The sequence below is a fragment of the Sphingobacterium sp. MYb388 genome (assembly GCF_037479535.1).
Lineage (GTDB): Bacteria > Bacteroidota > Bacteroidia > Sphingobacteriales > Sphingobacteriaceae > Sphingobacterium > Sphingobacterium anhuiense.
In genome coordinates this window covers 305,687-320,920 of sequence record NZ_JBBGYV010000005.1, presented here as the reverse complement: position 1 = coordinate 320,920, position 15,234 = coordinate 305,687, and the positions used below count along the sequence as shown (strand labels likewise).

Genomic DNA, 15,234 nt, shown 5'->3' with positions numbered 1-15,234 from the left:
TTGTACATGAAAAGGATTACAATTATCATCTGCTCGCTATTACTTATACTTATATCGTTCCTATGGGTGACTTATACTGTCCGTAAAAATAGGATTGAAAAACAATATGTCAGTCAATCAAGTACCGGTATTCTCTCCATTGCTGTTGATGACTTAGTGTTGGATAATGTATCTCAGCTCTTGAGCTTTGATACCCGTTCTACAGGAATAGAAGGTGGTGAAGACTTGATAAAAAAAATCGTATGGAATTCAGGAATATCTATTCCAGCCCGTCTGTTTTTATTTAGTAATGATACACAGAAAAATCAATTCTGCGGAATATTAGCTGTATCGAACTATGATGATTGTTTTTCTTTTTTTGCAAACCAATATCCGAAGGCAATTAATTTTGTAGATAAAAAACAAGGTATTGTCAGTGTTAATATAGCAAAACATATTAAAGTACTGTTTGATCATAATCATCTTGTTTATTCGATTGGACTTGATCCTAATTCGGATTTTAGTGAGCTCCATGCACTGTTAAAAAATCAGGATGCATGGGTACAGATCGGTTCTTTTAAAGGCTTTGAACATGCTTTGACCAAAAAACATATTGGTTATGCCCTAAAAGACAGAAGTTTAATGGCTGAAGCTACTGTTACGAAACATAAGACAGACATTACTGGACAGTGGTTGTTATCTGAAAGTATAGAACAGAACCTTCAGGTAAGAAAGATAGATACAGCTAATCAAATTGTTACCTTATGGAGTTTATTGTCGCTAAATGATCTTCCTTTGTTATCCCAGATTATGAGCAAGTATACAGGATTCAATCAGGAACAGTTAAAGAAGAATTATGCTAATTATTTGGATTTAGAGATTAAAACCGATAGTGTCATCCAAAAAGATACCTCGATTGCATATGCATATGATGATGATTTTAATGCTATAGAAGAAATAAAAGTAACAGAGATTGCTGTTCCTTATATTGTACATACCTGGAAATATAACGAGCCATTAGCTGCGTCCCTTCCTGGAAAAATGTTTTATCAATTTCATAAAGCACATATCGATTCATACTTGTTAAATACAACTTCTGAACGATCTCCTGATCGGATTCAAAATGAAAGAACTCAACACCCTTTTTACTTCTTTATTGATTTTAATGCATGGCCAGAAAAGTGGACAATATATCCGTTTAGTAAATTAAAACAGAGCAAAGTCAGCGCTACAATGACAACTACTCTTATGGATAAAAATAAACTTGCTATAAAGGGAGAAATCACCTACTAATACTAATAGTCATATTTGGTTTCATGAAAACAGACAGTACTTAAAAATACTGTCTGTTTTTTGTTATATCTAAGGTTATATACTATGCTAATATCACTCGCTTTAAAAAGATCTGCACAAGTCTCTTTATATTTGCAACAATACAAGTTTTAACAAAGTTTGAAACTGCTTACCATGTTCAAGCAATTCTTCAAATGCATAATCCGTTTCATATAAATAAGCTTTTTAAATTATTATATACATCACATTGCAAGATATTACCCTTACCCCTACGGAGATTCAGCTCATCAATACATTTATTTTTCAGCCCTGTGGATTAACAATGGCACATAGAAAATATGAACGAGAAAGTCAAGAATATGATGCTCAAAATTTTGATCTAGACCATTTGAAAATTAAGTATAGGAAAGCCAAGATAACACCTAAAAAGATTGGTCAATTCGTTACCTTATGGTATAGGGATGCAGCTGGAATTACGACTCCGTATGCAGGCAGTAACCCTATTGATTTTTATATAATAGCTACCCGAAAAGATAATGATTTTGGATTGTTTATATTCCCTAGAAGCATTCTGTTAAAACATGGTATCTTGAGAGGTGAATGTAAAGCTGGTAAACGAGGTTTTAGAGTCTATCCAAATTGGGATATCGCCGAGAATAAACAGGCTAAACAAACACAACTTTGGCAAAAATTATACTTTATAGAGATTCTTGCAGGTGAAGAAGTTGACTTAAAAAAAGCTAAACAACTATTAACCTTATGATGGGGTAATTTTAAAAAATTATTTTCAAGATTCCAATCTATTGTACTTTTCATTTATTTTATGTAAATTGTAAATACCAATTACAGACATAATCGAATCATTATGCATCCATTTCGAAATAAAAATAGAAATCATTCCATTATGAATGAAAATAAGGATTCTAAAAAACCAAATGCTCATCCTTTTGTGAGATCTAATTTTCATTTACTCGACAATGATACAAAACTGCAAAGTATGGTAAAAATACAACATATACCTATTGTTAATGAAGAGACCTTAGAACAGGTTATACTCGAAATGAATTTAATGAAGAACAAAAATTAGTATTCCATAATACTTTATAATTTTTATAAATAAAAGGGCTCCATTCACGATGAATGGAGCCCTTTTATTTATAAAATCACTACTATAAAGAAGCGATTGCATTATTTAATGTTTGCGAAGGACGCATAGCGGCTGTAGCCAAATCATCATTAGGGAAATAATAACCACCAATGTTTTGTGCTTTACCTTGAGCACCAATCAACTCTTCGTTGATCTTAGCCTCATTTTCAGCTAATGACTTAGCTAAAGGTGCAAACTTCGCTGCTAGTACGCTATCCTTTGTTTGTGCAGCTAAAGCTTCAGCCCAATAAGCTGTCAAATAGTAGTGAGAACCACGGTTATCGATTTGACCTACTTTACGTGCTGGAGATTTATCATTCGCTAAGAATTTTTCTGTTGCAGCATCCAATGCTTCTGCCAAAACTAATGCCTGCGCATTATTCTGTGTTTGTGACAAATGCTCTAAAGATGCTCCTAAAGCTAAAAACTCACCTAGAGAATCCCAACGTAAATAACCTTCTTGTAAGAATTGTTCAACATGTTTTGGAGCAGAACCACCAGCACCTGTTTCAAATAAACCTCCACCATTCATTAAAGGAACGATAGAAAGCATTTTTGCAGATGTACCAACTTCTAAAATAGGAAATAAATCTGTTAAATAATCACGTAATACGTTACCCGTTACAGAAATTGTATCTAATCCTTCGCGGATACGGTCTAAAGAAAATTTAGTCGCCTCAACAGGATTCATAACAAAGATGTCTAATCCATTTGTATCAAAATCACCTAAATATTTCTCAACTTTTTTGATGATTTCTCTATCGTGAGCACGGTTTTCATCTAACCAGAATACTGCAGGTGTAGCCGATAAACGCGCGCGGTTAACCGCCAATTTTACCCAGTCTTGAATAGGTGCGTCTTTAGTTTGACACATGCGGAAGATATCACCAGTTTCAACGGTTTGTTCCATCAAAACATTTCCATTTGCATCTACAACACGGATCGAACCGTTTTCTGATGCTTGGAAAGTTTTATCATGTGAACCATATTCTTCAGCTTTTTGAGCCATTAAACCAACATTGGGAACTGAACCCATCGTTGTAGGATCTAATGCCCCATTTTCTTTACAATCTTCAATAGTTGCTTCATACACTCCTGCATAAGAACGATCTGGAATAATAGCGATGGTATCTTGAGATTTTCCTTCTTTATTCCACATCTGTCCTGAAGTACGGATCATCGCTGGCATAGATGCATCAACGATAACATCTGAAGGTACATGTAAGTTTGTAATACCTTTATCAGAGTTTACCATTGCTAAATCTGGACCATTAGCAATAGCTGATTCGATCGCTGCTTTAACTTCTGCCTCTTGCGGAGTGCCGGAGATTTTAGCAAATACTTCACCTAAACCATTATTTTTATTGATACCTAAAGAGTTGAATAATTCACCATATTTAGCAAATACATCTTTAAAATAAACCTCTACGATAGCACCAAAAATAATAGGATCTGACACCTTCATCATCGTTGCTTTTAAATGAGCAGATAATAAAACATCTTCCGCTTTAGCCGCTGCAATTGTGTCTGCAACAAAAGCTTTCAATGCATTTAAGCTCATTACTGATGAATCGATTACTTCACCTGCTTTTAATGGAGATAAGCCTTTTAATTCAGTTGCAGCACCCGTTGCATTAACAAATTCAATTTTGAACTGTCCTGCATTTTCTACTGTTACTGATTGCTCAGTCTCATAAAAATCACCGTGAGACATTGAAGCTACGCGTGTTTTAGAATCGGGCGACCAAGCACCCATTGAATGCGGGTTTGCTTTAGCATAATTCTTAACAGCTTTTGGAGCACGACGGTCAGAGTTTCCTTCACGTAAAACTGGATTTACAGCTGAACCTAATACTTTAGCATATTTTGCCTTAATTTCAGTTTCTGTTGCAGTTTCTGGGTTGTCAGGGAAATTTGGTATCGCATAACCTGCTGCCTGCAATTCAGCAATTGCTCCTTTTAATTGCGGAATAGAAGCTGAAATATTTGGTAATTTGATGATATTAGCCTCTGGAGTTGTTGCCAACTGACCTAATTCAGCTAAAGCATCAGCTACTTTCTGATCTGCGCTTAATACATCTGAAAAGTTTGCTAAAATACGACCTGCAAGAGAAATATCTCTTAATTCAACATCGATATCAGCTGTTTTGGCGAATGCTTGTACAATAGGTAAGAATGAGTAAGTCGCCAACAATGGCGCTTCATCTGTCTTGGTGTAAATGATTTTAGATGACATAATTTTTTTATTGAAATCTTTTAATTTGCTTAAACAAAATTGAAATTCAAAACGAACGCTGAGGCTGATTCAAAATTCGCCTAAAGATAGGAAATTGAAATTTAAATCGCTACAAAAGGTTGAATTATGACGGTTAAAAGTAAAATGTTGGCATGACTGGATTAAACACAATTATATTTGTCTATTACCTTTCTTTTCAGATGCATGTGCACTTATATTCTATATGCGCTACAGCCTACATCTAATTACTTAGTTAGTGCCCTCATTTCTTTTAATGAAATTACTTGAACGGTTGATCCATATGAAAAAACACTTTCTATCATTGCTTGAGCGAGCTGATGCGTTTTAATAGGCGCATAATGCCGAAAAAAACCTAATGAATTAAAAAAAGTAATTGCTTTCAGTCCGACCTTTTCTCCAAATCGATTTGAATTAGGTCTTTCTATAAAGCCTGGTTGCAATATCATAAGGTGTTTAAATCCAATTTTTTTGATTGCTTCTTCTAAACTTCCTTTCATACGATTATAGAAAATACTGGATTTTGCATCTGCTCCTATTGCTGATAATAGAACAAAATGGGATACTCCATTGTTGAAAGCTAGCTGTGCAAAATCCAGTGGATAATCGTAATCTATATGCCATTGTGCATCTTTACTTCCTGCATCTTTTAAAGTTGTGCCGAGACATGAAAATGCAACTTCTCCTTTTATAACTTGGTGATAAGATGATAATTTGTCAAAATCGACAATAATCTCTTCTAACTTATCATGTTGTTCAAAATAAGCTTTACGTACTAATACACGGACTTTAGTGAAGCGTACATCTTCTAATAATAGCCTAACCAGTTCTCTTCCTGTAGCTCCACTTCCTCCAATAACAATTGCTTCCATGTATTAAATATAATGATTCGTTTCCATATTTCATTATGTTGTCAAATTCTCACTAAAATAAACGGAGGAACTGAGATTGCCTGTTAGAATCGTTAATTTTAGTTTTATTATTTACAAATAACTTTAATACATGACTACATATACATTAAACAACGGGATTAAGATTCCTGCTATCGGTTTCGGAACCTGGCAAATCGAAGATGGTGCGCCTGCCTATAATGCGGTAGCTGAGGCATTAAATGCGGGTTATATTCATATCGATACTGCTGCCGTTTATGGTAACGAAAAAGTGTTGGAAAGGCCATTCAAGATAGTGGAATTGATCGTGATGATCTTTTTATTACGACAAAATTATGGAACGCGGACCGTGGATATGAAAACACATTAACTGCATTTGAAAAATCACTAGCTTTACTCAATTTAACTTATGTTGATTTATACCTTATTCATTGGCCGGCTAATGAAGCACAATTTGAAAATTGGGCAGAAATTAATGCTGATACCTGGAGAGCTTTTGAAAAATTATATGTTGATGAAAGAGTCAAAGCTATTGGTCTAAGTAATTTTCCTAAGAAATATGTTGAAACCCTTTTGAAAACAGTACAAATTAAACCAGCTGTCAATCAACTGGAATTTCACCCTGGGTATTTACAGGAAGAAACAGTTTCGTACTGTAAAGAAAACAACATTTTGGTACAAGCTTGGTCACCTCTTGGATCAGGTCGAATTCTTGACAATGAAGTATTGCTTTCGTTAGCGCAAAAGTATAACGTTAGTGTCGGCCAGATCTGCATTAAATTTGCACTACAGGAGGATATTAATCCGTTACCAAAATCTACTAATCCGATCAATATCAAGGCAAATCTTGACCTATCAAATTTTGAATTGACTGCTGAAGATATAGCATTAATTAAAAATATGGGGGATTTAGGTTTTTCAGGACTCAACCCAGCAGAGGTACCATTCTAAAAAAGAATTGTACTTAAAGTGCTGCACAGGTCTTGTTTTTGTATAATTTACATCTGTACCAAGGTGACCAGGACTCTTACTTAAGAATAAATTTTGTTGTAGAGATGTGATTGACTATGTTTGCATACATGTCTAATTCAGAAAAAAATCCATATCAACTGTTCAATAAAACCATCTGGTCAAATTGGAAAAATCAAGATGTTGTCTGCATAAAAGTGGAGGAATTATCACAGAGCAATGGAATTACATTCTTTGAGCTCATACCTGATTCTGAAATGCTTGATGCAGATAGTGAAACTTTGTATCCAATAGATTCGGAAGATGTCATGGATATGCTATTACCTAATGCACAAGTTAAATTTGTCGTACATGACATCTACATGGCGGATTTGGATGATTAATTATCGTGCATCAAAATTGATTGATAATCACAGACAACACGGGCTCAGATTATTTATTGATCACATATAAAACCAGGTATTTATATCAAAAAAGCTGTAAGGATATCAAAGTTTCCTTACAGCTTTTTAATTTATTACATCAGTTTAAATGAATTATAACGTTTTTGTAATAACAGCTTTCTGCTTATCTGCCTGAACTATTTTTTTATAAAAATCAACATACTCACTGTATTTTTCTGGTGGATATATTTTATCATTCATTTTCTGAGTTCGGCTGTAGATAAGAAGACCATCTTTTTTTTCAAATGTCGCCGTGTAAATACCGAAATCTGATTCGATCAGAATATCTTTTGGAATAAAGTCTATCTGATAGCCTTGTGGCAATTCGAAAACGATCTCATCTTTATCTTCATACGCATAAGGAACGGAAAAAAATGTTTTTCGATCTGCAATCTTAATAGGTACAGCTTCCCTTCTATTCATTTGATTCAGTAACAGAAAATATTTATCACCACCCTTACTTAATAATGGTTTTGATTTAAATGATAACTCCTCTACTAACTCCGGTTTAGTTTTATCTTTTTGATCACATTTATAATAACCAAATGTTTCAATAGGAATATTGCTATTTTCTAATGCTCTTTTTTTCTGTTCACTTGGTTCTAAAACTGTTTTTCGTAAATTATCTTCAAATTGAGAATTACCATATGATGTGTTGATCAATACATCAATATCATTTTCATTGTTAAATTTAATTTTTGTTTTACTCACCTGATAGTTTTGTGAGGCATTATAAGCCGGCGTCTTTACAAGTTTTCCACCAGCTTCTGTCACTAACAGTACGTTTCTATTTGAGTTTCCGTAACCAATAAATCCCATGGGATAATAAGGGCTCGTGCACTCCAGAAAGGTAGTGTCCTTCCCTATCGGTACAGCTAATATCATATGATTAGCCTGCCCGATACTTGAGTATTGAGGGTTTAAACTAGGTTTGCCATTTCCAATCATCACTAAATGTGAATTAATTCCCACTTCATTCAGCATCGCTTTCATAAAATTGGACAGCCCCTTACAATCACCATAATTAACTGTAGCTACTTTCTCCGCCAATACAGGTCTAAATCCGCCAATACCCAATTGCACACTGACATAACGTGTATTCTGTTGCAGATATTGATACAGGATGCGCATCTTTTCTTCTGGAGTCCGTGCTGCTTGTGTTAAATCCCGAATCTTGATTTTAAATGCTTCAGGTAATTGATTTCCACCCTCATTAAGCTTATAAATCCATTGTCCAAAATTATTCCAGTTATCAAAATTACCGGTAGAGCCATCATATTCAAATAAGTTCGGAGAGGCTTTAACCCAGGAACTTAGATTATCAATCCCTATAGCCATCGGTTCTTTAGCTAAAGCAGGTACTTGACTACTCTCCCATTTATAACGTATTTTACCTCCAATACTGGTCGAATCAACTTTTAACCCTGTACTCGAGAGGTATTTCATTTGATAATTTTTATCTTTTTGAATACAATAACTTGATTTTTCTACGGAAACACCAAAATCTTTTAGATCGCGCCACTGGGGAAAATAAAGTAATCCTTTAAAATCTTGGCTAAAACTATATTCAATGGTATACGGATAACTATTACTTACAAATTTCAGACTCTTTAGCCTATTGTCCTCAAATATTGAAAAACCAGATATCAAGCTTTGATCTTTTATATCAGAGGATTTATATTCCTTAATCTTCTTACCGGTGGCATCATACAAAACCGCTTTTATATTATAAATAGTAGAAAACTTATCGTAAACTTCTTCCATTGCAGCAAAGTCATCACCTGCTTTGCTAAAAATGGTTGCAGTTATTTTATAATCATACTTTGCAGCATTGATGCCTTTAATATCGAGGAACTGTTCTTCATTTCTAATAACAATAGTGGCATCTTTTTTAAGCGCTTCGTGGATATTTGCCACATCCCAATTTGTCTGTGCATTACCGTGAGAAAAAAACAGCAATGCCATTAAACCCAATGTATACTTCATTATACCTTCTTTTTAAATACAATTTTTTCTGCTTGCTTCTCTACAATAGCGGCGAAAAGTTCTTTAAGATAGAAATACTCTTCTGAACTGTACATCGACTTATTGATATGAATAGCACTTTTTATTAGAAGTGTCTGGCCATCGATTAAATACGATATCGAAAAGGAGCCGACATCTTCAGGAAGTTTAAAAATGCCGCCCTTAGGAAGTTTATCAATCTGATAATCTTCAGGAAAATTAATGACTACCCGGCAATTTTCAAGTATCGGATGAGCGAAATCTACAGGAAAAAGTCTTTCCTCATGTTTCAATGGGTTTTCCTTTGTTCGTTCGAAAAGTAAAGGTGTGAAATAAACCAGATCTCCAGCTTCTTCCACATTATCTTCTATCTCAACATCCATCGTTTCAATCAATCGATCATCTAGACTATCCAGATTTAAGATCTTGAAGTTATTAAGCTCTAATCCCGTTTTATTTTTTTTCAGGTTCTTGATATAATCTTCTTCATTGATGGCAGTCCTGTAGCTGTTGCGAGCACTTAAACCGGCATATCCATTGAAATAATTGGTTACACTACCTTTTAATCGGTTTTCTTTATCTAACACGAGATTATACACATGCATGCTCTCATCTCCGAAAAGCGTTTCAGTGCTGATCCACCCACCACTTTTTTCACCAACATTGATCAAAAAACCCTCATGATTTAAATTTTGATAATTCATCATTCCAAATGGCATGTCCTTAACCGTTGCATCGAGAAAGTATGATTTGCCTCCAATTTCTACCGCAGCCACAACATTATCAAATTTACTTATGATTGGGTATCCAGGATGTTTCCCATTGGAACGTGTACTAATTAACACTGGATAAACACTGTAATTCGCTTCTTTCAGAAAGTTGATCAGCACCAAATTTAAATCGGCTGAATTTCCTGTTTTTTTCTCAAAAATTGTTTTGGGATTTGTTTCCGTACTATAAAAATTGTACTTCTCATTCCACTTAAGATTATCCTTAACATATTTAAAAATTGATTTCGCATTTGCCAAAGAATCGTTTTCAGCTTTAATGATAGATTTCAAATTATTTTTAGCGAAGCTTGTTTTCTCTATATAACGTCCAAAATTTTCATCTTCTAGCAAAGAACTGATAATCTTTGGCCATGATCCTGTATAATCAACAAAAAACTGTCCAGGGAAATTGGTGGATCGAAGTTCAAAATCTATAGAAGGTCGATAATCATCTAGGCTTGAAATAAAAGGTTCGTCCTTCAAAGCGGGCATATTTTCTGCCACAAAGCGATCACGAATCGCAGCAGATTGAACACCGGAAACGTAACTTGCATTAACGGTTTCGTGCATAGGATGTGCAATATCATAATATCCATTTCTACTGAATTTATAATCAAAATACTCTGGAATAGTTACTGTAAATTCGGACCAACGGGTCGGAATTTCACTTTGGAAACTCCATCCGCGAAGATTAAAAATGAAATCCGATTTAATCTTATACTTATATTCAATTATAGATCCTTCTTTTACATTAGGTAGTGTAAATTTTTTCTGGATAACATTCTTATTTACTTCTTCCGTAAATTTTGAATCTTTATCAATTTTGTCTGTTTTCATGACACCATCCACCATATTATAGGTAGCTGCGCTCATATTATCTAACGTTTCCTTGGACTGTGAATTACTTTTATACAATCCAATAGTATGATTTGCGTAATCATACCCATTTTTATTAATGATTTTATAACGCACGTGTCTTTCATATACATAGACAAATGATTTTGAAGCAGGACTTAATTCAAAATAACAGTTACCGATGTCAAACAATTTAATGGCTGAAGCGGCAGAGTCTGCACCTGATGGCATAATTGAAAATTCTTCAGGTTGAATTTTGCCAAACTTATATTCGATTTTTTCTTTTTTTTGTGCATAAACCTGATAGTGACTGATGGTAAATAACATCAGAAAAACTAATAATACTTTTTTATATGGCATTTTATTTATAATTGGTCATGCAAATATAAATAATAAAACGATATTTAATAGCTATTAAATATCGTTTTAAACTTAAATTGTTTCCTGAAAATATGAATAATATAACTACATAAAATATTTATCAACCATCTATTGTTCTATTTTGAAAGATTTATTTTTTGTTTTTATATTATCGTCTAATTCGACAGTTTTGAAATTAATTTATGGGCACATTTTATAAAGCCATTGAGCTCGTCACGTTGCTGCAAAATAAAACTATTCTCAGATAACTTGCCAACAACCAAATCACGTTCCTCTTCACTGTTGTATACCATATTTCGAAAAGGATTCTCGTAATCTTTCGCCCTACTTGCGTAAATTTCATCAACCATCCATGTTCGATGCGAGATCGCTTCTTTCAGCCAAGCTTGCACAATTTCAACCGATATAGATTCCGATGTTACGTCTGTAATTTCGAGTAACGATGCAAATGCATGCGCCCTTTTTGTTTCTAAGTAAGATCGACTCAATTCATGATAATATTTATGGATATCTTCCCAATCATCAATCTTGCCTGATTTAATTTCACGAAGCAATTGATCAATAGCATTTTTTTCTATCAATTGCCCACCGATATTTTCCCACTCTAGGCGTTGACTATTTGTCATCTCATTTTTCAACTCTTCAAAGCTATGAGTTTCTAAAAAGTCAATCATATGAATGGTTCCGTAGTATTGGATAAAACGCTTAAAAAGTGGATAAGCAGTGCCAATTTTGACCAATTCCACTTTCCTTTTCGAATGTTCAAATCCTTTTACAAGAACTGATGTAGGTATCTGATCTAGCGGTCCAGTCAATTTTGCTCTACCTGCTCGAATAATTTCTTCTTTGGTGAGCAAATTGCTATCTGCATCAATTTTAGAACCAACTGCCAATTCAATAATGCGCAAGGAATTGAAAAGCTCATTGATCGTATCTGGAGCAAGCATATCATACTCTAAATATTGATTTTTCAATAAACGTTTATCTCTACTTTCATATTTATTTGCATTACGAACAAGCGCATACATATTATACATAAACCAATAACCAGGTATGATCATTAATTTATCGTTTTTAACATCATTGTTGACTAAAGAAAATGGAATCGGAATATCCATTTCATATGGAAAATCACCCTTAACTAGAAGTGTATAAGATGCAAATCTTGAATTATGCTTTAAACTAACACATAGGCCTGGCCAGAATCCTCTTCCTGCAATAATTTCGCCATCTGCAGCTCTAGAATTATGATTCGAACCAACTGTCGCACCTGCAGCCATATTGCTCTGCCCCATGATCGTTGCCGCGCATAAGAAAGAATTGTTATGATGTTGCTCATGTGCAGGAAAGATTAAAGAATTTAGAACTTCGCAACACGAAATAGTTGAGTTATCTCCTAAAAAAGAATTTATAAGACGAGCGCCATATTTCAATTGTGAAAAAGACGACAAAATAAACCTTACAGCTTTAACTCCGTAGAATATACGGCATCCATATCCGACAATTCCATTGACCAATTCACAACCTTCACCGATTTGTGTAAATGCTTCGGGCGAAGAATTAATGGTAAGATTTTTCAGTTTATTGATTCCTTTAATATATGCATCTGAACCAATTTGCACATTTTTTATATTCTGCGAATTTTTAATGATACAGCGATCGCCAATCATACTATAGGTGCCTCGTACTGTGGAAAATCTCTTTTCAGTCAGCTCCTTAAATCTATGCTGCAAAACAGTATCTTGCCTATTTCGTGTCCACAAATAAGCATCCGCTGCTTGCATCCCATCAAAAGGAAGAATAGAGCGCACCCCATTTTCGTTACATAGCTCCAATGCTATCCGTAGATCTTCGGCCTCCCCTTCTCGTAAAACTCCATTTCCAAATTTAGCAGTACTACTCGTCTCCATTTCGCTGATGTTACTTAATATAACATCGTTACCAATAATGAAATGAGACATATAACGGACATGGTGTATAGCCACGTAATCACCCAAATCAGAACTTACAATAGTGCTATTATAAATACCTGATTCCAGTTTAAGATTACGATATTCTAAATAGGTTGGTGCCATATGACCAATTCGAACCAGCCCAAAGAAATTACTCTGTCTAATTTGATAAGGGATAAATGATTCACTTACCAAGATATTCTCCCAATTATCTGCCCTATTACCATTTTCGATAAGAATGACGATTTCTTCTACTGTCAAATTCCTATAATCTGAACGTGGATTTTGTTCAAAACGATGATGATTTTCATCTTTCCCTTTTGGTATAAATACCTGTGGAATAAAATCAAAACCTAATCGAGTGATGCTACCTTTTTTTATTTGACTCATATTTTTATTCAACAGTCACAGATTTGGCTAGATTACGAGGTTTGTCAACATCTTGATTACGTTCAACGCCCATATAGTATGATAATAATTGCAATGGAATAACGGATAAAATAGGTGCTACAATTTCATCAGCATCCGGAATTTCGATATAATCTTCCGCCAACCCTTTTGATACTTCATCTCCCTCAGTAATAACCGCTATAATACGACCTTTTCTGGCCTTCACTTCCTGAATATTACTCACAATTTTCTCATGATAGCGGTCCTTGGTAGCCACAAATACTACTGGAAGATTTTCATCTACTAATGCAATAGGTCCGTGCTTCATCTCTGCTGCCGGATACCCTTCTGCATGGATATACGTAATTTCCTTTAGTTTTAAGGCTCCTTCTAATGCAATAGGGAAATTATATCCTCTACCTAAATATAGAAAATCTCTTGCGTCCTTATATTTACGAGCTATTTCTCTGATTTTTGGAAGTTGCGTATCTAAAATCGTTTGTACTTTATCTGGAACTGCACTCAGTTCTTTTAAAAGATGTGCATATTGGTGCTCATCAATTGTTTTTTTAATATGCGCTATTTTAATTGCGATTAATTCAAGAACTGTTAACTGCGCAGTGAATGCTTTTGTACTTGCTACTCCAATCTCTGGACCAGCATGCGTGTACGCACCAGCGTGTGATAATCTTGCAATAGATGATCCTACAACATTCACAACACCCAATATAATTGCTCCTTTGCTTTTCGCATTTTCTAAAGCAACCAGTGTATCTGCTGTTTCACCGCTCTGTGATATCGCTAAAATAACATCTCCTTCATTTACAATAGGATTTCGGTATCGAAATTCTGAAGCATACTCGACTTCGACATTGATCCGGCAAAGCTCCTCAATTAAATATTCAGCTACTAATCCGGCATGCCAGCTTGTACCACATGAGACGATGACTATTCGATTTGCTTTACAAATCTGCTCTGCGTACTGCTCAATGCCGCTCAATGTAATGGTCAGTTTATCTAAATCCAAACGTCCACGCATTGAATCAAAAATAGCTTGCGGCTGTTCTATAATTTCTTTGAGCATAAAGTGATCATAGCCTCCTTTTTCAATCGCCGCCAATTCCAGATCTAACTTTTGAACATAAGGTGTAACACGCTCATTTCCTATATTTTTTAATATTAATTCATCAGGTTTAACAATGGCCAATTCGTAATCATTGATATACACAACCTCATTGGTATATGCTAACATTGGAGATGCATCGGAACCAAGAAAATGCTCTCCTTTACCAATACCGATAACCAATGGACTTCCTTTACGTGCCGCAATGATAGTTTCAGGATGTTCCGGTTCTATCAATAAAATAACATAAGCACCAACAACCCGTTTTAAAGCAATACGTACTGCTTCCTCTAAACTACAGGCATTATTTTTCTTAATTTCAGAAATAAAATAGAGTAAAACTTCGGTATCTGTATCGCTTTTAAACTCATACCCTTTACTGATTAATTCATTTTTTATAGTTAGATAGTTTTCAATAATACCATTATGAATCATGGCAATTTGACCATCAGGTGTATAATGTGGATGAGCATTTCTGTCGGAAGGCTCACCGTGTGTAGCCCATCTGGTATGTCCAATAGCGGTATGTGAACTAACATCATGGCCAGAAACGGCAGTTTCCAAATTTGCTACTTTACCTGCTTTTTTAAAAACATTGAGCTTGTTTTCTTGAACTAATGCTATACCAGCACTATCATATCCACGATATTCTAATCTCTTAAGTCCATCAAGCACGATAGAAAATGCCTGACGCGGACCCGTGTAACCAACTATTCCACACATAATTTATTATTAACGTTATTAATTTAAACAATTGAATCAAAATTAGCATTTTTTTAAATGC

General features: G+C 34.6%; 10 protein-coding genes and 1 pseudogene. 5 read left to right on the top strand and 6 right to left on the bottom strand.

What is annotated here, in order from left to right:
* Positions 1 to 6: 6 nt before the first annotated feature.
* The 3 genes from WH188_RS17700 to WH188_RS17690 all read left to right on the top strand — a co-directional run bounded on the left by WH188_RS17700 (position 7) and on the right by WH188_RS17690 (position 2,359).
* A complete protein-coding gene (locus tag WH188_RS17700) occupies positions 7 to 1,272 on the top strand; it encodes a hypothetical protein (protein ID WP_339424444.1) in 1,266 nt (421 codons plus the stop codon).
* Positions 1,273 to 1,594: 322 nt separating this feature from the next.
* Positions 1,595 to 2,035 carry a MepB family protein gene (locus tag WH188_RS17695; RefSeq protein WP_168126865.1) on the top strand — a complete coding sequence of 147 codons (441 nt, stop codon included), beginning with the start codon at positions 1,595 to 1,597 and terminating at the stop codon, positions 2,033 to 2,035.
* 102 nt (positions 2,036 to 2,137) lie between these two features.
* Positions 2,138 to 2,359, top strand: a complete 222-nt coding sequence (locus WH188_RS17690) for a hypothetical protein (protein WP_132773569.1) — start codon at positions 2,138 to 2,140, stop codon at positions 2,357 to 2,359.
* A gap of 82 nt (positions 2,360 to 2,441) precedes the next feature.
* On the opposite strand, the gene WH188_RS17685 is transcribed toward WH188_RS17690, so the two are convergent.
* Together WH188_RS17685 and WH188_RS17680 are read right to left on the bottom strand one after the other, a co-directional pair.
* Positions 2,442 to 4,655: an NADP-dependent isocitrate dehydrogenase gene (locus WH188_RS17685; protein ID WP_168126866.1), complete on the bottom strand. Its 2,214-nt coding sequence runs from the start codon at positions 4,653 to 4,655 to the stop codon at positions 2,442 to 2,444.
* A 245-nt stretch (positions 4,656 to 4,900) separates the two neighbouring features.
* Complete coding sequence (locus tag WH188_RS17680; RefSeq protein WP_132773565.1) at positions 4,901 to 5,545, bottom strand: NAD(P)H-binding protein; 645 nt, start codon at positions 5,543 to 5,545, stop codon at positions 4,901 to 4,903.
* A 130-nt stretch (positions 5,546 to 5,675) separates the two neighbouring features.
* On the opposite strand from WH188_RS17680, the pseudogene WH188_RS17670 reads away from it, so the two are divergent.
* A pseudogene (locus tag WH188_RS17670) lies at positions 5,676 to 6,514 on the top strand (aldo/keto reductase).
* Positions 6,515 to 6,642: 128 nt separating this feature from the next.
* Complete coding sequence (locus WH188_RS17665; protein ID WP_132773561.1) at positions 6,643 to 6,915, top strand: hypothetical protein; 273 nt, start codon at positions 6,643 to 6,645, stop codon at positions 6,913 to 6,915.
* Between the two features lie 153 nt (positions 6,916 to 7,068).
* Here WH188_RS17665 and WH188_RS17660 read toward each other — a convergent pair whose 3' ends face one another.
* From WH188_RS17660 to glmS, 4 genes are all read right to left on the bottom strand, one after another.
* Positions 7,069 to 8,961 carry a DUF3857 domain-containing protein gene (locus WH188_RS17660; RefSeq protein ID WP_132773559.1) on the bottom strand — a complete coding sequence of 631 codons (1,893 nt, stop codon included), beginning with the start codon at positions 8,959 to 8,961 and terminating at the stop codon, positions 7,069 to 7,071.
* Positions 8,961 to 10,964, bottom strand: a complete 2,004-nt coding sequence (locus tag WH188_RS17655) for a DUF3857 domain-containing protein (protein WP_168126868.1) — start codon at positions 10,962 to 10,964, stop codon at positions 8,961 to 8,963. The genes WH188_RS17660 and WH188_RS17655 overlap by 1 nt, the downstream gene beginning before the upstream one ends.
* Before the next feature lie 176 nt (positions 10,965 to 11,140).
* The gene (locus WH188_RS17650) at positions 11,141 to 13,327 is read right to left on the bottom strand and encodes a DUF4954 family protein (RefSeq protein WP_132773555.1); all 2,187 of its coding nucleotides are present in this window, start codon (positions 13,325 to 13,327) and stop codon (positions 11,141 to 11,143) included.
* Between the two features lie 4 nt (positions 13,328 to 13,331).
* Positions 13,332 to 15,173 (bottom strand): glutamine--fructose-6-phosphate transaminase (isomerizing), encoded by a 1,842-nt coding sequence (glmS, locus tag WH188_RS17645; protein WP_132773553.1) that lies wholly within the window; start codon positions 15,171 to 15,173, stop codon positions 13,332 to 13,334.
* Between the last annotated feature and the right edge of the window lie 61 nt (positions 15,174 to 15,234).

Bases quoted from the DNA above. Each gene is read 5' to 3' on its own strand.
- WH188_RS17700 (WP_339424444.1), top strand. From the start codon at position 7: ATGAAAAGGATTACAATTATCATCTGCTCGCTATTACTTATACTTATA.
- WH188_RS17695 (WP_168126865.1), top strand. From the start codon at position 1,595: ATGGCACATAGAAAATATGAACGAGAAAGTCAAGAATATGATGCTCAA.
- WH188_RS17690 (WP_132773569.1), top strand. From the start codon at position 2,138: ATGCATCCATTTCGAAATAAAAATAGAAATCATTCCATTATGAATGAA.
- WH188_RS17685 (WP_168126866.1), bottom strand. From the start codon at position 4,655: ATGTCATCTAAAATCATTTACACCAAGACAGATGAAGCGCCATTGTTG.
- WH188_RS17680 (WP_132773565.1), bottom strand. From the start codon at position 5,545: ATGGAAGCAATTGTTATTGGAGGAAGTGGAGCTACAGGAAGAGAACTG.
- WH188_RS17665 (WP_132773561.1), top strand. From the start codon at position 6,643: ATGTCTAATTCAGAAAAAAATCCATATCAACTGTTCAATAAAACCATC.
- WH188_RS17660 (WP_132773559.1), bottom strand. From the start codon at position 8,961: ATGAAGTATACATTGGGTTTAATGGCATTGCTGTTTTTTTCTCACGGT.
- WH188_RS17655 (WP_168126868.1), bottom strand. From the start codon at position 10,964: ATGCCATATAAAAAAGTATTATTAGTTTTTCTGATGTTATTTACCATC.
- WH188_RS17650 (WP_132773555.1), bottom strand. From the start codon at position 13,327: ATGAGTCAAATAAAAAAAGGTAGCATCACTCGATTAGGTTTTGATTTT.
- glmS (WP_132773553.1), bottom strand. From the start codon at position 15,173: ATGTGTGGAATAGTTGGTTACACGGGTCCGCGTCAGGCATTTTCTATC.